This window comes from Curtobacterium sp. 320 (assembly GCF_031455235.1).
GTDB lineage: Bacteria > Actinomycetota > Actinomycetes > Actinomycetales > Microbacteriaceae > Curtobacterium.
Genome location: NZ_JAVDSI010000005.1, coordinates 194,866 through 215,960 on the forward strand (window position 1 = coordinate 194,866; position 21,095 = coordinate 215,960).

At 71.7% G+C, this 21,095-nt stretch carries 21 protein-coding genes; 8 read left to right on the forward strand and 13 right to left on the reverse strand.

The window, feature by feature from the left end:
• Positions 1 to 84: 84 nt before the first annotated feature.
• The 5 genes from J2X60_RS09085 to J2X60_RS09105 form a co-directional block, all read right to left on the reverse strand.
• Positions 85 to 1,011 (reverse strand): ROK family protein, encoded by a 927-nt coding sequence (locus tag J2X60_RS09085; RefSeq protein ID WP_309887161.1) that lies wholly within the window; start codon positions 1,009 to 1,011, stop codon positions 85 to 87.
• Positions 1,008 to 2,705, reverse strand: coding sequence for an ABC transporter ATP-binding protein (locus tag J2X60_RS09090; RefSeq protein WP_309887162.1), 1,698 nt, complete (start codon positions 2,703 to 2,705; stop codon positions 1,008 to 1,010). Before J2X60_RS09090 ends, J2X60_RS09085 begins: the two co-directional genes overlap by 4 nt.
• Complete coding sequence (locus J2X60_RS09095; protein WP_309887163.1) at positions 2,705 to 3,598, reverse strand: ABC transporter permease; 894 nt, start codon at positions 3,596 to 3,598, stop codon at positions 2,705 to 2,707. Before J2X60_RS09095 ends, J2X60_RS09090 begins: the two co-directional genes overlap by 1 nt.
• Entirely contained in the window at positions 3,595 to 4,554 is a 960-nt protein-coding gene (locus J2X60_RS09100; RefSeq protein WP_309887164.1) for an ABC transporter permease, read from the reverse strand. The genes J2X60_RS09095 and J2X60_RS09100 overlap by 4 nt, the downstream gene beginning before the upstream one ends.
• 90 nt (positions 4,555 to 4,644) lie before the next feature.
• Complete coding sequence (locus J2X60_RS09105) at positions 4,645 to 6,441, reverse strand: peptide ABC transporter substrate-binding protein (protein ID WP_309887165.1); 1,797 nt, start codon at positions 6,439 to 6,441, stop codon at positions 4,645 to 4,647.
• Between the two features lie 215 nt (positions 6,442 to 6,656).
• Here J2X60_RS09105 and J2X60_RS09110 point away from each other — a divergent pair, with 215 nt between their 5' ends.
• Genes J2X60_RS09110 through J2X60_RS09125 form a run of 4 tightly spaced genes read left to right on the forward strand, consistent with a single transcriptional unit; the run spans position 6,657 to position 11,435 of the window.
• A complete protein-coding gene (locus J2X60_RS09110; protein ID WP_083295119.1) occupies positions 6,657 to 7,841 on the forward strand; it encodes an ROK family protein in 1,185 nt (394 codons plus the stop codon).
• Entirely contained in the window at positions 7,834 to 9,378 is a 1,545-nt protein-coding gene (locus J2X60_RS09115; RefSeq protein ID WP_309887166.1) for a M81 family metallopeptidase, read from the forward strand. The genes J2X60_RS09110 and J2X60_RS09115 overlap by 8 nt, the downstream gene beginning before the upstream one ends.
• Entirely contained in the window at positions 9,375 to 10,118 is a 744-nt protein-coding gene (locus J2X60_RS09120; RefSeq protein ID WP_070417284.1) for a copper homeostasis protein CutC, read from the forward strand. The genes J2X60_RS09115 and J2X60_RS09120 overlap by 4 nt, the downstream gene beginning before the upstream one ends.
• Positions 10,119 to 10,169: 51 nt before the next feature.
• Positions 10,170 to 11,435 (forward strand): MFS transporter, encoded by a 1,266-nt coding sequence (locus J2X60_RS09125; RefSeq protein WP_309887167.1) that lies wholly within the window; start codon positions 10,170 to 10,172, stop codon positions 11,433 to 11,435.
• A 36-nt stretch (positions 11,436 to 11,471) separates the two neighbouring features.
• Here J2X60_RS09125 and J2X60_RS09130 read toward each other — a convergent pair whose 3' ends face one another.
• The 5 genes from J2X60_RS09130 to J2X60_RS09150 form a co-directional block, all read right to left on the reverse strand.
• Complete coding sequence (locus J2X60_RS09130) at positions 11,472 to 12,011, reverse strand: hypothetical protein (RefSeq protein WP_309887168.1); 540 nt, start codon at positions 12,009 to 12,011, stop codon at positions 11,472 to 11,474.
• A gap of 3 nt (positions 12,012 to 12,014) precedes the next feature.
• The gene (locus J2X60_RS09135; protein WP_309887169.1) at positions 12,015 to 13,139 is read right to left on the reverse strand and encodes an ImmA/IrrE family metallo-endopeptidase; all 1,125 of its coding nucleotides are present in this window, start codon (positions 13,137 to 13,139) and stop codon (positions 12,015 to 12,017) included.
• 93 nt (positions 13,140 to 13,232) lie between these two features.
• Positions 13,233 to 14,087 (reverse strand): LamG domain-containing protein, encoded by an 855-nt coding sequence (locus J2X60_RS09140; protein ID WP_309887170.1) that lies wholly within the window; start codon positions 14,085 to 14,087, stop codon positions 13,233 to 13,235.
• Entirely contained in the window at positions 14,084 to 14,965 is an 882-nt protein-coding gene (locus tag J2X60_RS09145) for a S26 family signal peptidase (protein ID WP_229085843.1), read from the reverse strand. The genes J2X60_RS09140 and J2X60_RS09145 overlap by 4 nt, the downstream gene beginning before the upstream one ends.
• A gap of 111 nt (positions 14,966 to 15,076) precedes the next feature.
• Positions 15,077 to 15,730, reverse strand: a complete 654-nt coding sequence (locus J2X60_RS09150) for a hypothetical protein (RefSeq protein WP_071296464.1) — start codon at positions 15,728 to 15,730, stop codon at positions 15,077 to 15,079.
• Between the two features lie 160 nt (positions 15,731 to 15,890).
• Here J2X60_RS09150 and J2X60_RS09155 point away from each other — a divergent pair, with 160 nt between their 5' ends.
• On the forward strand, positions 15,891 to 16,346 hold the full coding sequence (locus J2X60_RS09155) for a MarR family winged helix-turn-helix transcriptional regulator (protein ID WP_309777957.1): 456 nt from the start codon (positions 15,891 to 15,893) through the stop codon (positions 16,344 to 16,346).
• A 40-nt stretch (positions 16,347 to 16,386) separates the two neighbouring features.
• Here the strand turns inward: J2X60_RS09155 and J2X60_RS09160 are convergent, their stop codons facing one another.
• Positions 16,387 to 16,653, reverse strand: coding sequence for a hypothetical protein (locus tag J2X60_RS09160; RefSeq protein WP_309887171.1), 267 nt, complete (start codon positions 16,651 to 16,653; stop codon positions 16,387 to 16,389).
• Between the two features lie 76 nt (positions 16,654 to 16,729).
• Between J2X60_RS09160 and J2X60_RS09165 the strand changes: the two genes are divergently transcribed.
• Positions 16,730 to 17,551, forward strand: coding sequence for an aldo/keto reductase (locus J2X60_RS09165; RefSeq protein WP_070417298.1), 822 nt, complete (start codon positions 16,730 to 16,732; stop codon positions 17,549 to 17,551).
• Positions 17,552 to 17,555: 4 nt separating this feature from the next.
• Here J2X60_RS09165 and J2X60_RS09170 read toward each other — a convergent pair whose 3' ends face one another.
• A complete protein-coding gene (locus J2X60_RS09170) occupies positions 17,556 to 18,365 on the reverse strand; it encodes an N-acyl homoserine lactonase family protein (protein ID WP_309887172.1) in 810 nt (269 codons plus the stop codon).
• Between the two features lie 75 nt (positions 18,366 to 18,440).
• Here J2X60_RS09170 and J2X60_RS09175 point away from each other — a divergent pair, with 75 nt between their 5' ends.
• Together J2X60_RS09175 and J2X60_RS09180 are read left to right on the forward strand one after the other, a co-directional pair.
• Positions 18,441 to 19,091: a cyclase family protein gene (locus J2X60_RS09175; protein ID WP_092388007.1), complete on the forward strand. Its 651-nt coding sequence runs from the start codon at positions 18,441 to 18,443 to the stop codon at positions 19,089 to 19,091.
• Complete coding sequence (locus tag J2X60_RS09180; protein WP_309887173.1) at positions 19,088 to 19,792, forward strand: alpha/beta hydrolase; 705 nt, start codon at positions 19,088 to 19,090, stop codon at positions 19,790 to 19,792. Before J2X60_RS09175 ends, J2X60_RS09180 begins: the two co-directional genes overlap by 4 nt.
• 21 nt (positions 19,793 to 19,813) lie before the next feature.
• Here the strand turns inward: J2X60_RS09180 and J2X60_RS09185 are convergent, their stop codons facing one another.
• Positions 19,814 to 21,091: an amidohydrolase family protein gene (locus J2X60_RS09185; RefSeq protein ID WP_309887174.1), complete on the reverse strand. Its 1,278-nt coding sequence runs from the start codon at positions 21,089 to 21,091 to the stop codon at positions 19,814 to 19,816.
• Positions 21,092 to 21,095: the final 4 nt, after the last annotated feature.

Here is a 21,095-nt window from a genome sequence, read left to right on the forward strand (position 1 = left end):
GACAGCACCCACGACCGGAGCCGGTCTGGGCCACGCGATCAGGTGGTCCAGGCCGGCTCCTCGTCGTTCCGGGAAGCGGTCGCCTCAGCGCGCGGTCGCGCTCCCGAGCACCAGGTCCCGCACCTGCGCAGCGGCACCGAGCGCCACGGCGTCGGACCCCAGCGACGACAGGGCCAGCCGGATCGGCGCCCCGCTCACCGGCGGCTCCAGGGCGATGGCGGTGCTGATGGCCGGCTCGAGCAGGTCCCAGGACCGCGCGATCCCGCCGCCGATGACGATGGTCGTCACGTCGAGGATCCCCGCCGTCAGCAGGGCAGCACGCGCCAGCCCCCAGCCGGCGGTCTCGAACACCGCGGCGGCGTCGGGGTCCCCGGCGCGTGCGGCGTCGGCGACCTCGCGGACGGTGACCCGGCGCCCGGTCCGTTCGGCGTAGCGGTCGGCGATGCCGCGCGCCCCGGCGATCGTCTCGAGGTGGCCGACCTGCCCGCAGGTGCACACCGCGTCGCCGAAGCCCGGGACGTGGCCGATCTCGCCCGCCGCGCCGCGGGGCCCGGCGAACAGCGAGCCGCCGAGCACGAGCGCACCGCCGACCCCGGTCCCGAGCGTCATGCCGAGCACGTCCGGCTCCCCCGCCACGGCACCGGCGGCGACCTCGCCGAGGAGGAACGCGTTCACGTCGTTGTCGAGCGTCGCGGGGACGCCGAGGGCCGACGTGACCGCGTCCGTCACGCCGTAACCGGCCCAGCCGGTGAACGAGTTGCCCGTCACGAGCACCGTCCCCGTGCTCGCGTCGACGACGCCGGCAGCGCCCACCCCGACACCGGTCACGGAGGCGCGGTGCCGGTCGAGCAGGTCCGTCACGGCACCGAGGGCGGCCGTCACGATCGCGGCGCCACCCGCGTGAGCGGGCGTCGGCAGGTCGATGCGGTCGATCACCTCGAGCGCCGGGGTCGCGAGGACCACCTTCGTGTTCGTCCCGCCGACGTCGACGCCGGCGACGACCTCGCTCACGCGGTCACCGCCCCGAGGGTGGCGAGTCGCTCGACCCGGCGTTGCCGCTGCACCACCGGGTCGGGGACGGGCACGGCGGCGAGCAGCCGTCGGGTGTAGTCGGTGGTCGGGTGCATGAGGGTGGCACCCGTCGTGCCCTGCTCCTCGACGACGCCCTGGCGCATCACGACGACCCGCTCGGCGAACTGCTGCACGACGGCGAGGTCGTGCGAGACGAACAGGCACGCGAACCCGAGGTCGTCCTGCAGCTCGCGGAGGACCTCGAGCACCGTCTCCTGCACGCTGACGTCGAGCGCACTGGTCGGTTCGTCGGCGACGAGCAACCGCGGCGAGAGCACGAGCGCCCGAGCGAGGGACACGCGCTGCCGCTGCCCGCCCGAGAGCTCCCGGGGTGCACGCGACGCCAGGGTCCGGGGCAGCCGGACGGCGTCGAGGACCTCGTCGATGCGCTTCCGACGGTCGGCGGAGGACATGCCGCGGCGGTGCACGGCGAGCGGTTCGGCGATGCACTCGGCGACCGACATCCGGGCGTCGAGCGACGCCACCGGGTCCTGCAGCACGACGCCGATGCCCGACCGGAGCGCTCGGCGGTCGCGACCACGAGCCGTCCGCAGGTCGGAGCCGAACAGGTGCACACTGCCGGACGTCGGCTTGACGAGGCCGAGCGCGACCCGGGCCGCGGTGGACTTGCCGGAACCGGACTCCCCGACCAGGCCGACGGTCTCGCCGGCGTGCACGGCGATGTCGATGCCCTGCAGCGCGTGGACGGCGCGCGCCCCGCGCCCGAACGTCACCGAGACGTCCCGCAGGTCGACCACCGGGGCCGCGCCGCGCCTCCCGTCCGAACCATACGCGACGGCCACGCCGGACGCACCGGACGCACCCGACGCGACGGCCACGCCGGTCTCGGCCACGGCCAGCCGCGGCACCGCCGCGAGCAACCGCTTCGTGTACTCGTGCTGCGGCCGGAGCAGGACGTCCTCGACGGAGCCCGTCTCGACGATCGACCCCTGCAACATGACCGCGACCCGGTCCGCGAAGTCCGCGACGACGCCCATGTTGTGGGTGACGAGCAGGACTCCCGTGCCGGTGTCCGCCGCCAGGCGACGCAGCAGTTCGAGGATCTCCGCCTGCACGGTGACGTCGAGGGCCGTCGTCGGCTCGTCGGCGATGAGGAGCTTCGGCGAGTTCGCGATCGCCATCGCGATGACCACGCGCTGCCGCTGTCCGCCGGAGAGCTGGAACGGGAACGCCCTGGCGCGCTGCGCGGGCGAGGGGATGCCGACGCGGTCGAGCAGGTCGACGGCCCGTGCCGCGGCGTCCGCTGCCGAGACGTCGCCGTGGTTCCGGATGACCTCGGCGATCTGCGCCCCGACGCGGGTGAGGGGGTCGAGGGCGGTCGCGGGCTCCTGGAAGACCATCGAGACGGTGCTGCCGCGGAGCGACCGCAGGGCGGGCTCGGCGGCGCCGACGACCTCGTGGCCGTCGACGACCGCGCTGCCGGCGGCGGTGGCGTTGCCGGACAGCAGCCCCATCGCGGCGAGGGCGACGGTGGACTTGCCGGAACCGGACTCCCCGACGAGCGCGAGCGTCTCACCGGGTTCGACGTGCAGGGAGACCCCGCGGACGGCGTCGACCGTGCCGGACTCCGTGCTGAAGGAGACCCCGAGGTCGGTGGTGGTCAGGATGGACATCAGCGGCCCCTCACGTCGAAGGCGTCCCGGAGCCCGTCGCCCACCGCGTTGAACGCGCAGACGACCAGGATCACGGCGAGACCCGGTGGCACGATGAGCCACCACCGCCCCGAGTAGGCGGCGGTGAGTCCTGCCGAGAGCATGCCACCCCAGTCCGTCGCGGGTGCCTGCACGCCCAGCCCGAGGTAGGAGACGTAGGCGACGAGGAGGATCGCGTCGGCGACCTGGAACGTGGCGGCGACGACGATCGTGGACACCGAGTTCGGCAGCAGGTGGCGGCCGATGGCGCGGGCGTGCGACCCGCCGATCGCGCGGAGGGTCAGCACGTAGTCGCGGTTCTTCAGCGTCAGCGTCTCGGCGCGGATGAGCCGGGAGGGCACGAGCCAGGACACGAAGCCGAGGATCACGATGAGTCCCCACACACCGGGCGTCGTGATCGCCGAGATGACGAGCAGGATGAAGAGCGCCGGGATCGCGATGCCGGCGTCGACCACGCGCATCATCACCGCGTCGACCCAGCCGCCGACGTACCCGGCGATCGAGCCCCAGAGGGTGCCGACGACGGTGGCGAGGACGCCGGCGGCGATGCCCACCATGAGCGACACCTTGCCGCCGAACATCAGTCGGCCGAGCACGTCGTGCCCGACGGCGTCGGTGCCGAGCAGGTGCGCGGCGCCGGGGGCGAGGTTCGCCTGGGAGAGCTGGGTGTGCGTCTGGTCGGTCGGGTACAGGAACGGGCCGACGAAGCAGAACAGCACGATGACGACGATGACGACGAGGCCGATCACCGCGAGGGTGTTGTGGCGGAAGCGGCGGACGGCGAGGCGCCAGCCGGTGGCGGCGACGACGACGGGCGCGCCGGGCGCTTCCGGTGCGATCTGGACGGCGCTCATGCTCGGCCTGCCTTCACTCGGGGGTCGATCAAGGACTGCGCGACGTCGGCGAGCAGCGTGCCCACCACGGTCGCGATCGAGATGACGAGGACGCACCCGAGCAGCGTCGGGTAGTCCGAGGTCTGCGCGGCGTTCCAGAAGAGGAGCCCCATGCCGGGGTAGTTGAACAGCTGCTCCGTGACGAGCGCCCCGCCGAACAGCACCGGCAGGTAGTACCCGAGCATCGCCACCACCGGGGTGAGCGAGTTCCGGAACACGTGCCGGCGCAGGATCGCCGCGGTCGAGGCACCGCCGGCGCGGGCGGTGCGGACGTAGTCCTCCTGCAGGTTCTCGAGCGTCGAGGCCCGCATGTACCGGCTGAAGACGGCGATCATGGAGAGGGCACCGGTGACGACGGGGAGCACGAGCCCGGCCGGGTCCTGGAAGACCTCGGCGAGGGTGTTCCCGCTCGGTGCCTGGGACGGCAGCCAGGGCAGCTGCTGGCTGAAGACGATGATGAGGACGAGCCCGAGGAAGAACGCCGGCGTCGAGTAGAAGACGAAGGCCAGGGCGGTGGCCGCGTAGTCGACCGCGCCGTTGCGCCGGACCGCCTGCCACATGCCGACCGGGATCGCGAGCACGATGCCGAGCACCGCGGACATCCCGGTGAGGACGAGGGTCTTCGGCAGCCGCTCCGTGATGAGCTGCGAGACCGGCTCGTTGAGCGTGTACGACGTGCCGAGGTCGCCGGTGAGGAGGCGGCCGAGGAACCGGAGGTACTGCACGGGCAGCGGCTGGTCGAGCCCCTGCGCCGTGTTGAACGCGGCGATCTGCGCGGGCGTCGCGGAGACGCCGAGCACGCCGCGGGCGGGGCCGCCCGGCAGGGCGTGCAGCAGGCAGAACACGACGATCGTGACGATGAGGATCACCGCGAGCGCCTGCAGGACGCGCCTGGTGAGGTAGAGAGCTGTGGTCATGCGGCTTCCGTCGTCTGGATTGGTGCGGTGGGCCCCGGGAGGCGCGGTGCGGGTCGGACCCGCGCCGCGCCTCCAGGGGGTGTCAGGTGGTTACTTCGACCACTTCCACTGGGCCGGGTGGAAGTTGGCGAGCGAGTCCTGGTCGAACCCGGTCAGCCCCTGCTTGACGACCGAGATCTGGTAGTCCGGGCTCGGCAGCCAGATCACCGGCAGGTCCTTCGCGACCGCGGCGCTGTAGTCCTGCACGGCGGTGGCGTCGGGCGACGTGGTCGTCGCGTCGATGAGCTTGTCCACGTCGGCGTTGGAGTACGAGCCGAAGTTCGCCGAACCACCGGTCTGGAAGAGCGACTCACCGGTCGGGTAGGCCGGGAAGTACCAGCTGCCCGCGGTGCCGAAGAAGGAGAGGTCCCAGTCGCAGCTGGCCTCGTCGCTCGTGCAGGTCGGGGTCTGCGACAGGACGCTCGACACCGGCGCGGTCTTGATCGTGAAGCCGATGCCGGTCTTCGCGAGCGAGGACTGGATCGCGCTCATCATGTTGTCGGTGACGGTCGAGCCGGACTGCGAGAGGACGTTCATGGTGAACTTCGTGCCCTGCTCCACGCCCTCGCCGCACTGGCTGTCGGACGTACCGGGGTCGGTGCAGACCATCGTGCCGCCCTGCTCCGCCCACCCGTGGGACTCGAGCAGCGCCTTGGCCTTCTTCGTGCTGAACGGGTACGGGTTGTCCTTCTGCGTGCTCGACACGTAGTCGGACTCCTGCGCCTGCGGGATCGGTCCGTAGGTCGAGGTGGCGGTGCCGTTGAAGACGACCTTGGAGAGCGAGGTCTGGTCGATCGACATCTGCACGGCCTGGCGGGCGTACAGCTGCTTGAAGACGGCGCCCATGTCCGGGTTGTTGAAGTTGTACGGCATGTACGTGATCGCCCAGCCGGTCCAGGGCTGCACGTCGTAGCCCTTCGACGTGAAGGACGACTTCTGGTCCATGTCGGTGGCGTTGATGTAGCCGTAGTCGACCTCGCCCGAGCGGACCGCGTTCACCTCGGCGTCCGTCGTGGTGAACGGCAGCAGGTTGACCGTCGTGATCGAGGGCTTCTCGCCGCCGTCGTACTTCGTGTTCGCCGTCAGGGTGACCTTGCCCGCCGTGGTGAACGTCTTCACGCCGTAGGGCCCGGAGATGGTCTTCCACAGGTCGTCGCTGGCGTAGTCGGAGATCTTGCCGGCGGCGGTGTTGAGGTACTTCCACACCTGCTTCGCACCGGACGCGGTCTCGTCGGCGTCGGAGACCTTCGCGCTCGCACTCGTCTTGTCCCAGGCGTGCTGCGGCAGCGGGATGATGTGGCTCAGCTGGTTGGCGAGCATCCAGTCCGGGTTGTACGCCTTGTCGAACGTGATCGTGAAGTGCGTGTCGTCGTCGGCCGTGAAGGAGGTCCAGTTGTCCGGCGCCTTGCCCTTCGAGTAGGAGCCCCACTCGTCCTTGTTCGCCTTGATCAGGTTGAACCAGAACTCGACGTCCCGGCTCGTGATCGGCTTGCCGTCGGACCAGTGCCGGTCGCCGAGGGTGACCGTGACGCTCTTCGAGTCGCTCGCGAACGTCGCGTCCGTCGCGACCGAACCGGCCTTGTTCCACGCGATCTTGCCGGTGGAACCGTCGTAGGCGACGAGCGGCTCGTACAGCGACTGCGCGATCGAGCCGTTGTTCGTGTTGAGGTGCGCTGCGGTGCCGATCGGGAGGATCCAGTTCGGCGTGAAGTTGGCCGGCAGTGCGTAGTCGATCGTGTCGGAGCTGCTGCTGGGCGAGGCGTTGCCGCCCCCGGAGCAGCCGGCGAGCAACGCGCTCACGGCGATCGCGGCTCCGGTGAGGAGCGCCCAGCGACGGGGCTTGGTCATGTGTGTCTCCTGGTGCGTGGGAGGTTCGGGGTGTGGAGCACGCGTGCCGAGCGGCACGGGGACAGTCAATGTCCAAAGCCGTTGGAAAAACAAACATCTCCGTGTAAATAGTTCGTTTCTGCCGTTCGGGCGAAAGGGTGGACCGGTCGATCTGCCGGTTAGGCTCGCGGCAGTCGGTGGTCACCCGCCGTGTTCCGCCCGGATTGGAGAAAGTCGTGCCGGACCTCAGCGCCCGCGTCCTGGAGCTCGTCGCGTCCGGGCAGGCCTCCAGTCGGACGGAGATCGCCGCGCTGCTCGGCGCCGCCCCCTCGACCGTGTCCCACGTGGTCGCGCAGCTCCTGTCGCACGGACTCCTCGCCGAGGAGGGCACCGACGTCTCGACCGGCGGCCGCCCCCGCAAGGTGCTCCGCATCGGCGGCGTCGACGAGTACGCGGTCGCCGCGGACGTCGGCGGCGGGCACGCGCGCATCGGCATCGTCCTGCCAGGAGGCGCGCTCGAGTCGGTCGCGAACGTCCCGTTCGCGCTCTCCGACGGCCCGACCGCGGGACTCCAGCGGCTGGCCGCCCTGCTCGAGCGGCTCGCCGACGAGCGCGGTCGCGACGGGCTGCGGGGCGTCGGCCTCAGCCTCCCGGGCCCGGTCGACGTCGAGGCCGGCGTGGTCGACCTGCCGAGCCGGATGCCGGGATGGAACGGGTTCCCGGTGGCGTCGTGGCTGACCGAGCGGTTCGGGTTGCCGGCGGTCGTCGACAACGACGCGAACTGCATGGCGGCGGGCGAGCAGACCGTGCAGGACCCGGGCCGGCGGCAGACCATCACGATCAAGGCCGGTTCGGCGATCGGGGCCGGGATCGTCATCGACGGTCGGCTGTACCGCGGGGCGACGGGCTCGGCCGGGGACATCACGCATGTCCGGATCGACGCCGCCGGGGACACCCCGTGCTCGTGCGGGAACACCGGGTGCCTCGAGACCGTCGCGTCCGGAGCCGCCCTGGTGCGGATCCTGTCGGACGCCGGGGTCGACGTCTCCTCGACCGCCGACGTCGTCCGCTTGGCCTCGGACGCCCACCCCGAGGCGACCCGGGCCGTGCGGCTCGCTGGCCGGTACCTCGGCGAGGTGCTCGCCGCGAACGTCAACTTCTTCAACCCGGACGCCGTGTACCTCGGCGGCATCCTCTCCACCCTCGACCCGTTCATCGCCGCCGTGCGGAGCCAGCTGTACGAGAGCTGCCACCCGCTCATGACGCAGCACCTCGTCATCGAGCCGGTCTCGCTCGGCGCGGACGCAGGGCTCGTCGGGGCGGGTCAGTTCGCCCTGCAGCGAGGTCTCGCCGCGTCGCTCGAGGAACTGTCCGCGCCCATCCCCCAGTCCACCACCAGGAACAGGAACGTCCGTGTCTGAGCCCGTGTCCACCGCACCCGCCACCCACCGCCCGGTCATCGCGATCGCCGGTCTCGCCATCGAGACCTCGACGTTCACGCCGACGCGCACCCACGCACCGGCGTTCCACCCGGACCGCGGGGACGAGGTCGTGGCCCGCTACGACTTCCTCGGGCCGCTGTCGGCGCACGCCGACTTCCGCGGGGCGCTCATCGGGCACGCGTTGCCGGGCGGGATCGTGGACCGTGACTCGTACGAGTCGCTCGCGGCGGAGATCGTCTCGCGGCTGGCGGCGATCGTCGAGGCCGAGCACATCGACGGGCTCTGGTACGACATCCACGGCGCGATGGTGGTCGAGGGCCTGGACGACGCCGAGGCCGACCTGCTCGGCCGCATCCGCGCGGTGATCGGTCTCGACGTCATCGTGTCGGCGTCGATGGACCTGCACGGCAACGTCACGGCGGAGCTCGCGCACCAGGTCGATCTCGTCACCTGCTACCGGATGGCCCCGCACGAGGACGCCCTCGAGACCAAGGAGCGCGCCGTCCGGAACCTGGTCGACGTGCTGACCACCCGACCGGTCGGGCAGCAGCGCCCGGTGAAGGCCTGGGTGCCGATCCCCGTGCTCCTGCCCGGCGAGCAGACCTCGACGCGCCTCGAGCCCGCGGCGTCGCTCTACGCGCAGGTGCCGCTCGTCGAGCAGTCCGAGGGCGTGCTCGACGCGGCGATCTGGGTCGGCTACGCCTGGGCGGACCAGCCCCGCGACCGCGCGGTCACCGTGGTCACGGGCTGGGACGCCGACGCCGTCGCCGCGGGTGCCGAACGACTCGCTCGGGCCTTCTGGGACGTGCGTGAGGACTTCGTGTTCGTCGCACCGACCGGCACGTTCGACGAGTGTCTCGCCGCTGCGCTCGCACCGGGCGCCGCGAGGCCGTTCTTCGTGTCCGACTCCGGCGACAACCCGACCGCCGGCGGCTCGGGCGACATGACCTGGGGGCTCACGCAGGTGCTGGCGAACCCGGCCTTCGCGGAGCTCGACGGCCCGACGGTGATCTACGCGAGCGTCCCCGGCCCCGAGGCCGTCGCGGCGGCGGTCGAGGCCGGCGTCGGCGCGACGGTCACCGTGACGGCGGGGGCGTCGGTCGACGCCGTCCACGCCGGGCCGATCACGATGACCGGCCGCGTGCACGCGATCAAGCACGGCGACCGCGACGCCGAGACCGAGGTGGTGCTGCAGGTCGGCAGTGTGTTCGCGATCCTGACGACGCTCCGCAAGCCGTACCACCACGAGCACGACTTCACCGACCTCGACCTCGCCCCGCGGGACGCCGACGTGGTGATCGTGAAGATCGGGTACCTCGAGCCGGAGCTCTTCGACATGGCTGCCGACTGGATGCTCGCGCTGACGCCGGGCGGGGTCGACCAGGACCTCGAGCGGCTCGGACACCACAGGATCGTCCGGCCGATGTTCCCCTACGATCGAGTGTTCCCGTCGGCGCCGGACCTCGGCGCCCGGATCATCCCGCCGTCGAACGAACCGCTCGGAGCCATCGCGTGACCACCGCCGCCCCCGTCGCCCTCGAGATCGCCGTCACCTCACCCGCCGGCGCGATCGTCGCACGGGACGGCGGCGCCGACCGTGTCGAGCTCTGCGTCGGGCTCGAGCTCGGTGGTCTCACGCCGTCCCAGGCGCTCGTCGAGACGACCCACGAGACCGGCATCCCCGCGCACGCCCTCGTCCGCTGTCGTCCCGGCGGCTTCGTGCACACCCCCGACGAGGTCGAGCTCATGGTGCGTGAGGTCCGCACGGTCCTGCGCTCCGGGGCAGCGGGCGTCGTGGTCGGTGCCCTGCGTCCGGACGGCACGCTCGACGAGGACGCCCTCCGGCGCTTCGTCGACGCCGCACGCTCGGTCAGCGCGACCGCCGAGGTCACCCTGCACCGGGCGATCGACCACGCGGCCGACCCCGTCGCCGCCGCGGCCACCCTCGCCGACCTCGGGTTCACCCGGGTGCTGACCTCGGGTGCAGCTCCCACCGCGGTGGCCGGTGCCGCGACCATCACGCGCATGGTCGACGCCGCCGGGCCCGTGCAGGTCATGGCGGGCGCCGGTGTCACCCCGGCCGACGTCCCCGCCCTGGTCGCGACGGGGGCCGCCGCCGTGCACCTCTCGGCGAAGCGACCCGCCGCCGACAGCGCCCACGCGGGTGTGCCGATGGGCGGCGCCGACGACGGTTCGGCGCACTTCGTCACCGACGCCGAGGTGGTCGCCGCCGCGCGCCGGGCCCTCGACGCCTGACCCGACCCGTCACGCGGGAATGGACCGCGCGGGCGCGTGCTTGACGCCCGCATGACCTCGTCAGCAACGCGCCGTGGGTGGCTCAGCGTCGCATCCGTCGCACTCGGATCGTTCGTCCTCGTCCTGTCCGAGTTCCTCCCGATCGGCCTGCTGCCGGCCATCGCCGCCGACCTCGACGTCGGTGTCGGCACCGCGGGGCTCATGGTCGTCGCGACCGGCCTCGTCGGAGCGGTCGCCGCACCGGTCGTCACGGTGTGGACGTCCGCGCTCGACCGCCGGGTCGTCCTGGTCGGCCTGACGGTGCTGCTCGTCGTCGCGGACGCGCTCGCAGCGGTGGCGCCCTCGTTCTGGGTGCTGCTCGTGGCCCGGATGCTCCTCGGCGTCGGCATCGGCGGCTTCTGGGCGATCGGCGCCGGGATCGCTGGACGCCTCGTGCGCCCCGAGTCCGTGATCCGCGCCACGTCCCTCATCACCGCCGGCGTCTCGGTCGCGACCGTCGTCAGCCTGCCCCTCGGCGCACTCGTGTCGTCCCTCGCAACGTGGCGGCTGGCGTTCGTGATCGGCGGCGTGCTCGGGCTCGTCGCGCTCGGCCTGCAGCTCGCGATGCTCCCGCGGATCCCCGCCCAGCAGCGCGTCCGGTTCGGCACGCTCGGGTCGCTGCTCGGTGTGCGCAGGGCCCGGGTCGGCCTGATCGGTGCCGCGTTCCTCTTCACCGCGCAGTTCGCCGCCTACACCTACATCGCGCCGTACCTGCAGGACCTCGTCGGGGTCGGCGCGGACACCGTGACGATCGCACTGCTGGTCTTCGGCATCGCGGGCATCGTCGGGAACTTCGTCGCCGGGTTCACGCTCGGCCGGAGCGTCCTCGGCACGATCGGCTCCGCGAAGTTCGTCCTCGCCGGCGCGGTCGTCCTGCTCCCGCTGCTCGCACACTCGGTCGTCGGGGTGTTCGTCCTGCTGGTCGTGTGGGGCCTCGTGTGGGGAGCGCTGCCGCTCGGCATGCAGACCTGGATGTCCACGTCGTCGCCCGCGGGGTCGGAGACCGGGCTCGCGCTGTTCGTGACGACGATCCAGCTGGCGATCGCGGCCGGGTCGGTGCTCGGCGGCGCCGCGGTGTCGTCGTTCGGGTTGGCCGTCGACTTCTGGCTCGCCGGTGGGGTCGCGGTCGTCGGGGCCATCGTGCTCGTGACGCTGGGTGCGCGCCGCTCGAGTGCCGCCCCGGCGCAGGTCGCCGCTCCCGCGGCCCCCGCTCCGGAAGGTGCCACCGCTCCGGCGGAGACGACCGCGACCGGTTCCGTCGCCGTCGCCTGCCCCTGAGCGGATGCCCCAGAGCAACCGGCCGCGACGATCGACTCAGCCGAAGTCGCGAGCGGATCCGGGCATGCGCAGGACGGGGCGATCCTCGCCAACCATCGCGACCGCGATCTCGAAGGCACGGACAGCGCTGATCTCACCGAACGCGACGAGTTCTTCGAGGACGTCCCTCGTGTCGCGCGTGACGATGCCCATCGTCCTCGCGACGCGGAGTGCCCCACCGTCTTCACTCATCCAGACGCTGCCGGCGAACTCGGGCCGGGTCCGCAGGAGATGCAGGGTCTGGCTCTCCCCGAGGTGTTCCAGCGGAGCCGTGTCGTCGCCGCCGAACCGGTTCCGACGCATGCTCTCGATGGCCGCGATGTCCCGTTCGTCCTCGAAGCTGATCGACTCACCGAACCACGCGGTGGTGTCGAGCCGGACGAGATTGCGGACGCGCTGCGCAGAGCGTCCGATCTCGTACTCCACGGCTTCGACGATCCGACCTGATCCGTGGAGACTCGTGCGGAGGAGTTCGAGTTCGTCGACGGCAGCGAAGTTGCAGATGAGTGAGTTGTCGGGGAACCAGTGGACGGGCACGGCTCAGCGCTCGCCCGGTCCGGGGTCCTCGTCTTCTCCCACCCCGTCGGTCGCGAAGAACTCCTCGGTCTCGTCCGGTGCCCACCCGAGCAGCCGCGCCACGGGCTTGATCGTGGTCTCGCCGTCGCGGTACGCATCCGCGTACGCGTTCACGAGCAACCATCCGGGACGCGGTTCTCCTGCCGCGAGAGCGATGTCGACGAACTCAGCTGGCTTGCCGAGGGCGAGGTACGCCGATTTCGCGGTCATCTTCCTGAGTTCGTCGCAGGCTGCTTGATCGATCAGCCGCTCGTTGAGGAGCCTCCATGCGAGCGATGAGGGTGACAGCTGGAACCGCTCGACGAGTTCGGGGAACACCTCGCGGGGATCCCGACCAGCCAGGGCGGCCCGGAGTTCGACCGAGGGGGCGAGGAACGCTGCGGCGAAGGCGTTCGCGCGGGACTCGACCTTCGACTTGTCCGTCCACATCCGCTCCTCGAGCATGCCTTGCCGGGCGTCCCCGAACGCGATGTGCGCGAGTTCGTGGGCGAGCGTGAACCGCTGCCGCAGCGGCTGATCGGCCGTGGCGAGGACGATCACTCTCGCGTCCGCATCCTCGTACGAGAGCCCGTCGACGTCGTCCGGGAGATCGGCCACCACGATCACGATGCCGAACGTCCGCTCGATCACGGCGAAGAGCTCGTGCGTCGCGAGACCGGCGAGCGGGACCCCGATCTGCTGCACGTACTGCTGTGCCAGACGTGGCGCGGCGACCGTGTACCAACTGGAGTGCTCGGCAGGCTGCGGCAGCGGTGGCAGGACGAGACGCCGATCGAGCTCCGCCAGGCCACGGACCGCGGTCACGACCCGTTCGACGATCGCCGCTCCGTCATCGTCGTCCACCGTTGCGCTGCGGACGCGACGCGCGAACACCGGGCGGAACGGCGCGGCTCCGGTGATGAGCCAATCGACGCTTCGACGGCCGACGTCAGCCACCCGCGCCAGTTCCAGCGACGTGAAGCGGCGACGACCGGCCAGGGACTTCGAGAGCTTCGTCGGGTCCATCCCGACCGCTGCTGCGAACTGTGCGTGGGCCATCCCGGATTCCTCGATGACCGCCAGCACGCGTGTCTCAACCGGTTCGTCCATGGCCCCAGCGTACCGGAATTGCGATTATCGCAACACCGTTGCGGACGGGAGGGACGGCGCCAGCTGGCACCGCGCCTCCCGTCCGTCGTCGTCTCAGCGACCGGCCGCCGCGTGGTTCGCGACCTGGGTCGCCGACAGGACGGAGCCGTAGACCGCCGCGTACCGCATCGACCCCGTGAAGGCGAAGTTCGACGGCTGCCCGGGCCACCCGGACACGGTGTCGTACCCGACCCGGAAGTACCCGGTGAAGTTCTCCGGCGTCGTGAAGGCCGCGTTCGACGCGACGAGGGTGCCGTCCGCGTAGAGGCGCATCCCGGTGCTCGCGGACATCGTCGCCACGACGTGGTGCCACGCGCCGTCCGTGTACGCCTTCGGTGACGTCACCACCTGGGTCGTCCCGTTGTAGGTGCCGAAGACGAGCTGCCCGGTGGTGTTGAGGTAGACCTGGCGGTCGTGCTGCCCGGATGCGGCGACCTGGTTGCTACCGAACCCGACGAGCATGCCGCCGGCGACCGTCGTGCGGAACCAGACCTCCTCGCTGAAGGTGGTCGGGTTCGCGTACGACCGGGGCGTCGAGACGAAGCTCGTCGAACCGTTCAGCGCGTACGAGCTCCCGGCGTCACGCGGGCAGGCGTTCGGGCTCGGCGTGGTCGCCGTCATCGAGCCCTGGTAGGTGCCGTTCAGGCCCTTGCCCGACCAGTCCGTGGCGGTCGTCGAACCGGAGGCCTCGCCGAGACGGTAGGCGAAGAGGGCGGTCGAGGTGTCGGCACCGACCGCTGCGGCGCAGGTGAAGTAGGGCGCGGTCGCGGCGCTGTTGCCGGTGTTCGCGACCACGGCGCTGAAGGCGGACCGCGTCGGTGCGAACGCGTTGGCGAGGCCGACGACGGCGACGGCGAGGACCAGGACGAGGGCGACGACGCGACCGTCACGGAGGCGGCGGAGTCTCACGAGGGACGCACCGCCTCGACCCGACCGACGGCCAGGCAGAGCACGAGCGGGACGAGGCAGGCGACGACGAGGAGTCCCCACCCGACCGGCCCGAGGTCGATGTTCGAGGTGAGCTGGTAGTGCCCGTTCCTCGTGAGCTCGCGGATGACCATGTGCCCGACCTGCCCGTCGACGAGGTGGACGCTCTCGGCACCACGGGCCTCGACCCGGACCGGGAACATGCCGGAGGACACGATGGTGGCCTCGACGCCTCCGTGGGTGGCCGAGTTCGTGATGGTCGTGACGTTGACGAACGGCTTCAGGATGAAGGCCGCGTACGACAGCGTGAGTGCACCGCCGGCGATGCGGAGGCAGGTGCGGGTGACCCGGTCGGTGAACACGCTCGTGAGCGTCCAGATCACCAGCGTGCCGATGAGCAGGAGCGGCGCCGCCCGGAACAGCCACCCGAGGTTCGGGACGAGGAGCACCGGGGAACCGATGACGTTCTCCTGCGTGAGCGTCCACGGGTCGGTCGCGCCGTTGATGTCACCGCGGGTGTGCAGCCCGGCGGCGTCGACGTCGATGATCCGGTGGGTGTAGACGACGCCGGGGTTCGCCGCGGTCTCGAAGGAGACGACGTCGCCGACGCGCAGGGTGGCGACGTCCACGGGCAGGTCGAGGACGAGCGTGCCGACCGGAGCGGCCTCGCCCATCGACGGCGTCTCGACGACGAACCACCGCCCGCCGGCGGACAGGAACAGCACGGCGGCGGTGAGGAGGACGGCGGCGACCGCGGCGACCGTCCAGGCGAGGACCGTCTCGAAGCGGGTGGCGGTGTGGCCGCCGAGGAGCGGACGGTCGAGCGTGCCGCTGAGCGGGATGGCGGCGGTCTGGCTCATCTGCTGCTCCGGTCGTGTGCGGCTGGGAGGGGCGGGGGTGGGACGGGGTGGGGTGATGGGTGGCGACGCTCGACCGGAGGGGGGTCGGTCGAGCGTCGCCGGTCGGGGTGACTAGGCCGTGAAGGTCCAGGTCATCGGCACGGAGGCGGCCAGGCCCTGGTAGGTGTTGCCGGCCGAGGAGTCGAGCGTGACGGCGAAGGTGAACGGCACGGAGGCGCCAGCGGCCGGTGCGGCGGGCATCGTGAACGCCGAGGCGGCCGCGCCCTTGAAGCTGGCGAGCGTGCCGCTGAACACCGTGGTCGAGCCGGAGGAGATGACGAGGTTCATCTTCGCGCAGAGGTCGGTCGCGGTGCCGTTCACCGAACCGTTCGCCGACTGGGTGCACGTGGCACCCGGGGTGAGCGTGAACGTCGAGGCGTTCGCGGTGCCGGTGTTCTTGATCGAGATCGCGGTCGTGACGGTGTTGCCGGGCGTCATCGTGGTGCTGCCGCCGAACTTGTTGATCGTCGAGCACGTGGCGGAGTTCGTCGAGACCGAGCCGCCGTCGGTGCTCGTGCAGGTGACGGTGCCGCCGGCGTTCTGCTCCTGCATCGTGAGCGTGCCGCTGGCTGCGGTGTTGCTGCTGTTGGTGATGCTCGCGGCGAACCCGGAGAGGGTGCCGGTGAGCGAGAGGGAGAGCAGCACGGCGGCGAAGATGCCCGCGAGGAGTGCGACGGGGGCGAATCGGATCCGCTTCAGGGCGGAGGTGCGGAGCTTGTCGGACACGGGAACCTCTTCGGTCGGGCGTTCAGGGAAGTGGAGGAGCAATCGGCTCGGGCTCGTTTGCTTCGATCATCAAGATAGTCAGTCATTCATCAAATTGACCACTCGTATACTGACCCCAGTGCGAGGGACGCCACCGCACCCGACCCGAAGCGAGGAACCCGTGACCCCTGCGCCGCCGACCGACCCGACCGACGCGGCCGACCTCATCGCGGCGTTCGACGCGGTCGTGCGCGCGAACGCGAGCCTCGTCGGACAGCTCAGCGCGCGGGCCGGCGTGCACGAGAACGCCCTGCGCGCCCTGGTGCTCGTGAGCGACACCGGCTACTCCACCCCCACCGAGGTGGCCGGGTACCTCGGGCTGACCTCGGGCGCCGTGACGAACATGATCGACCGCATGACGGCCGCCGACCTGCTCGAGCGCGCGCCGAACCCGAACGACCGCCGCGGTTCGCTCCTGCGGCTCCTGCCGGAGGGCGAGCGGGTCGTGCGGGAACACCGCCAGCGGTACGCCGAGGTGCTCGCCGAGGTCGACCGGACGCACGGCGGAGCACTGCTCGGCGTGCTCGCGGACCTGGCGACCGGGCTCTACCAGCGAGCCGGAGACGTGCTGGGCTGATCACCCGGCGAGCCCCGGCACGCCCGGACGCCCGCGGCGCTCAGCGCCAGGTCCGCGCCACGACCCACCCCGTGCCGTCCGGCGCGACGTCGACGACCACCACGTCGTCGCCGTCGTCGGCACTCACCTGGAACCGCCAGCCCACCGTCTGCTCCGGCGCGTGCGTCACCGCCGACGGCAGGTACTCCGCCGTCGCCGTCAGCCGCGTCGGGGTGTCGGAGACCCGCCACCGCCGTTCGCGCCAGACCATCCGGACCGGCACACCGCGGTCCCACCACAGCGTGGCGACCTCCTGCGTGAGCATCATCTCGCCCTCCTCGTTCGAACGTGTGTTCGAATGGTAGACGACCCGACCGACGTCCGCGCGGCGTACTGTCCGGTGCATGCCCGCTCTCATCGACACGTTCACCATGTCCAACGGCCTGCACATCCCGAAGATCGGGTTCGGCACCTGGCAGATCCCGTCCGGCGCTGACGCCTACGACGCCACCAAGGCCGCGCTCGACGCCGGCTACCGCCACATCGACACCGCCCTGGCGTACGGCAACGAGGCCAGCGTCGGCGAGGCGGTCCGTGACAGCGGCATCCCGCGCGACGAGCTCTTCATCACCACGAAGCTCCCGGCCGAGGTCAAGACCGCGTCCGGCGCGCGCGAGGCCTTCGACGAGTCCAGCCGCAACCTCGACCTCGGACACGTGGACCTGTACCTCGTGCACGCGCCGTGGCCTTGGAGCGACATGGGGTCGGACCACCGGGACGGCAACGTCGAGGTGTGGAAGGTCCTCGAGGAGGTCTACGACGCCGGCCGGACGAAGAGCATCGGTGTCTCGAACTTCGCCGTCGCCGACCTCGAGGACCTGCTCGGCCGCACCGACGTCGTCCCGCACGCCAACCAGATCCGCTGGTTCATCGGCAACACGCAGGACGAGACGACGGCCTTCGACCGCGAGCACGACATCCTCACCGAGGGGTACTCCCCGCTCGCCACCGGTGGACTCCTCGACAACGAGCAGATCGCCGAGATCGCGGCGAAGTACGACAAGAGCGTCGCCCAGGTCGCGATCCGCTACCTGCTCGAGAAGGACGTCCTGCCGCTGCCGAAGTCGACCACCCCGTCCCGCATCGCCGCGAACGCCGACGTCGACTTCGTGCTGTCGGCCGAGGACGTCGCGACGCTCGACGCGCTCGAGGACACCACCGCCTGACGCATCACCGGACCCAGGGCCCCCACCCCGGGTCGTGACCGGGCCAGACCTCGACGCCGGGCAGCCCGGTGAGGTCGGCCAGCCGATCGACGGACCGCTGGGCGTCGGGTTCGTCACCGGCCACACCGACCCACCCGCACGGCGTCCGCTCGGTCAGGTTCCGCTCGAGGTCGGCCGCGTCGCACGCGAGCACCACCGAGCGGTCCGGCAGGTCGATCCGGACCGACTGGTGGCCCGGGGTGTGCCCGCGGGTGTCGAGCACGGTGAGCCCCGGGGCCAGGTCGGCATCCCCGTCGACCAGCAGCACGGCGACGTCGGCGGCGAGCACGTCGTCGACCACGACGGTCTCCCGCCGCCCGATCCCACTCCGCAGCCAGTCCCACTCGCGGCGCTGCAGCACGACGGGTGTCCCCGGTGCGACGAGCCGGAGACCACCGGTGTGGTCGAGGTGCACGTGCGAGATGACGCACGCCGCCAGCGTCTCCCACGCGAGTCCGGCGACGGCGACGCCCTCGGCCAGTGCGTCACCCGGTGGCACGACGGCGGTGTAGCTCTCGTGGTCGTAGTGGGCGGCGCGCTGCTCGGGATCCCGGACGCGGCCGAGGTCGAAGCCGCCGTCGACGAGCACCCAGCCCTCGTCGAACGCCACCGCGACGGCCGTCACCGGCTCGAGGAGGAACCGGGCCGGGTCGCCCCCGCGCAACGAGATCGACTCGGGGATGGGCTCCCACCCGAGCACGAGGGGAACGAGCCGACGCGGACGCCCCGAGATCGCGATCTCGTCCGGCTCCAGGTCGCGGACCGATCGGACCATGCTTGCTCCTCGCCTCACATTGGATACAATTCAGTAGAAACCGAATCCATTGTGCCGTAGTTCCGGGAGGAACCCATGACCGACGCGATCGACATCAACATCCCGATCCACACCGAGATGCTGCACTGGGGGCGTCGGCCGACCTTCGAGATGGTCGAGGAGATCGCGGACGGGTACCCCTCGGACGTCTCCCGGTGGCTGATCGGCGCCCACACCGGCACGCACGTCGATGCCCCGTCCCACTTCGTCCCGGGGGCGACCACGGTCGACGAGATCGCGATGGACAGTGTGGTCGGGCCGGTCCGCGTCCTCGATCTGCGCCACGTCGCCGAGGAGATCACGGCCGAGGACCTGGCCGCCGCCGGAGCCACCGGAGCCGAACGCGTGCTCTTCCGCACACGGAACTCCACCGACGCGTTGACACGGAACGTGCGCTCCGAGACGTGGGTCGGCCTCGGACCCACCGGAGCCGCGTGGCTCGTCGAGCACGGGGTGCGGTTCGCGGGCATCGACTACATGACGATGGAGGCACCGGCCCACACGGAGGCGTGGCCGACGCACGTCGCGCTGTGCGGGGCGGGCGTCGTGATCCTCGAGAACGCCGACCTGTCCGCCGTCGAGCCGGGCGACTACCTCATGGTCTGCCAGCCGGTGCCGTTCGCCGGACGCGAGGCCGCACCGGCCCCGACCGTCCTGCTCCCCCTCGTCGCGGCGGTCGGCTCGTGAGTGCCCCGGCGGTGCACGTCGTCCTGGTCCACGGTGCCGGCGGGTCGCCGTCGGCGTGGTCCTCCGTCGCACCGCTCCTGCGCGCCCGCGGGATCGCCCACACGCTCGCCGACAACCCGATGACGTCGCTCCGGGACGACGAGGCGTCGGTGCGTGCACTGGTCGACGCTGTCGACGGTCCGGTGCTGCTCGTCGGGCACTCGTACGGCGGCGCGGTCATCACGAACGCCGGCACGCACGAGCGTGTCGTCGGTCTCGTCTACGTCGCGGCGTTCGCCCCCGACACCGGTGAGTCGGTCTCCGCGATCGTCGAACGGTACGAGCCCGCACTCGTGTCGCGCTACACGCACCGGGGCCCGGGCGGCGAGTGGATCACCCGGGACGACGAGGAGTCGCGCGCGGCCCTCGCGTGGGACGTGCCCGACGACGTCCTGCGCGCCGCGCGGTACGAGCGCCGCGTGACCGCGGACGCCGCGTTCCAGCAGCCGACCGGCGAGCCCGCGTGGGCGACCCGGCCGAGCTGGTACCTGGTGGCGACGAGCGACCGGCACCTGTTGCCGGAGATCCAGCGCGACTTCGTCACGCGCATGGGCGCCGACGCCGACGAGGTCGACACCAGCCACGCCGTGGCCCACGCGGCTCCGGAGCGGGTCGTCGCGGTCATCGAGCGAGCGATCGCCACGGTCGCAGCGGCCTCCTGAGCCACGGGTCGTCACCGCGGTTCAGGAGGCCGTGGTCACCAGGCCGTCGAGGTCCTTCACCACGCGTCCGGACTGCAGGACCGCGCGCACGCTGGCAGCGTCGGCGAGCGCACCGACGTCGGTCAGCGGGTCGACGCGCGTGACGACCAGATCGCCCTCCTTGCCGGGCTCGACGGAGCCGAGCCGTGCCTCCAGTCCGAGGAGGCGCGCGCCCTGGAGGGTGCCGGCCGTGACGGCGGCGAGCGGGGACAGTCCGACCTGCACGAGCCGTGCGAGCTCCGCGAGGTTCCGGCCGTGCGGGTGGACACCGGCGTCGGTACCGAGCGCGACGGGGACCCCGGCCGCGAGGGCGCGGCGGACACTGTCGAGCCCGCGCTCGTGGAGCGCGGCGCGGTGGCGGAGTCGCTCCTCGGAGGCGGTGGCCGGGTCGAGTTCGCGGAGCAGCGTGCTGAGGGTGGGGACCAGCACCGTCCCACGCTCGACCATGAGGGCGATGGTCTCGTCGCTGAGGGCGTACCCGTGTTCGATGCTCGACGCCCCACCGAGCACGGCCGCGCGGGCCGCGGCGTCGGTCAGGGCGTGCGCCGTGACCGGGCGTCCGCCGCGTTCGCGGACGAGCCGGACGACCAGACGGACCTGCTCCTCGGTGATGCCGACGTCGTCGGGGTCGTCGGTGGGTGACCCGACCCCACCGGAGGTGGAGACCTTGATCGCGTCGGCACCGGTGCGGAGCAGCGCGCGGACGGTGCGGACGATGTCGTCGTCGGTGTCGACCACCCCGGGCTCGGGCATCCCCGACCGGACCGCCCACGCCGGGAGCGAGCCGTTCGGTCGGACGGGATCGGCGTGCCCGCCGGTGGGCGAGAGCATCGCGATCGCGAGGTGCAGCCGCGGACCGGTCACGGTGCCGCGCGCGACGGCGTTCCGGTAGCCGGGGGTGAGGCCGTCGAGGTCACGCGCCGTGGTGACGCCCGCGTCCAGCGTGGAGCGGAGCACCTCGGCGACCTCGAGCACGTCCTCCTCGGGGAACCGGCCCCGCTGCTCCTCCGGGGCGGTCGGCACCATGCTGAGGTGCACGTGCGTGTCGACGAAGCCGGGCAGCAGCCAGGTGCCCGTGAGGTCGGCGACGGGGATCCCGGCTGCCGGGGGACGTCGTGGGCCGGCGTACGTGACGACGCCGTCGCGCAGCTCGACCTCGGCGTCGGCGCGCGGCGGTGCGCCGGTGCCGTCGACGAGGGTCGCTCCGACCAGTCGGAGCGCGCCGGGGGCGTGCGGGGTCGTCGGGAGTCGTGCCGCCACTGAC

Excerpts from the sequence above, each read along its gene's own strand:
- J2X60_RS09090 (WP_309887162.1), bottom strand. The coding sequence starts at position 2,705 with ATGTCCATCCTGACCACCACCGACCTCGGGGTCTCCTTCAGCACGGAG.
- J2X60_RS09095 (WP_309887163.1), bottom strand. The coding sequence starts at position 3,598 with ATGAGCGCCGTCCAGATCGCACCGGAAGCGCCCGGCGCGCCCGTCGTC.
- J2X60_RS09100 (WP_309887164.1), bottom strand. The coding sequence starts at position 4,554 with ATGACCACAGCTCTCTACCTCACCAGGCGCGTCCTGCAGGCGCTCGCG.
- J2X60_RS09105 (WP_309887165.1), bottom strand. The coding sequence starts at position 6,441 with ATGACCAAGCCCCGTCGCTGGGCGCTCCTCACCGGAGCCGCGATCGCC.
- J2X60_RS09125 (WP_309887167.1), top strand. The coding sequence starts at position 10,170 with ATGACCTCGTCAGCAACGCGCCGTGGGTGGCTCAGCGTCGCATCCGTC.
- J2X60_RS09135 (WP_309887169.1), bottom strand. The coding sequence starts at position 13,139 with ATGGACGAACCGGTTGAGACACGCGTGCTGGCGGTCATCGAGGAATCC.
- J2X60_RS09145 (WP_229085843.1), bottom strand. The coding sequence starts at position 14,965 with ATGAGCCAGACCGCCGCCATCCCGCTCAGCGGCACGCTCGACCGTCCG.
- J2X60_RS09160 (WP_309887171.1), bottom strand. The coding sequence starts at position 16,653 with ATGATGCTCACGCAGGAGGTCGCCACGCTGTGGTGGGACCGCGGTGTG.
- J2X60_RS09165 (WP_070417298.1), top strand. The coding sequence starts at position 16,730 with ATGCCCGCTCTCATCGACACGTTCACCATGTCCAACGGCCTGCACATC.
- J2X60_RS09170 (WP_309887172.1), bottom strand. The coding sequence starts at position 18,365 with ATGGTCCGATCGGTCCGCGACCTGGAGCCGGACGAGATCGCGATCTCG.
- J2X60_RS09175 (WP_092388007.1), top strand. The coding sequence starts at position 18,441 with ATGACCGACGCGATCGACATCAACATCCCGATCCACACCGAGATGCTG.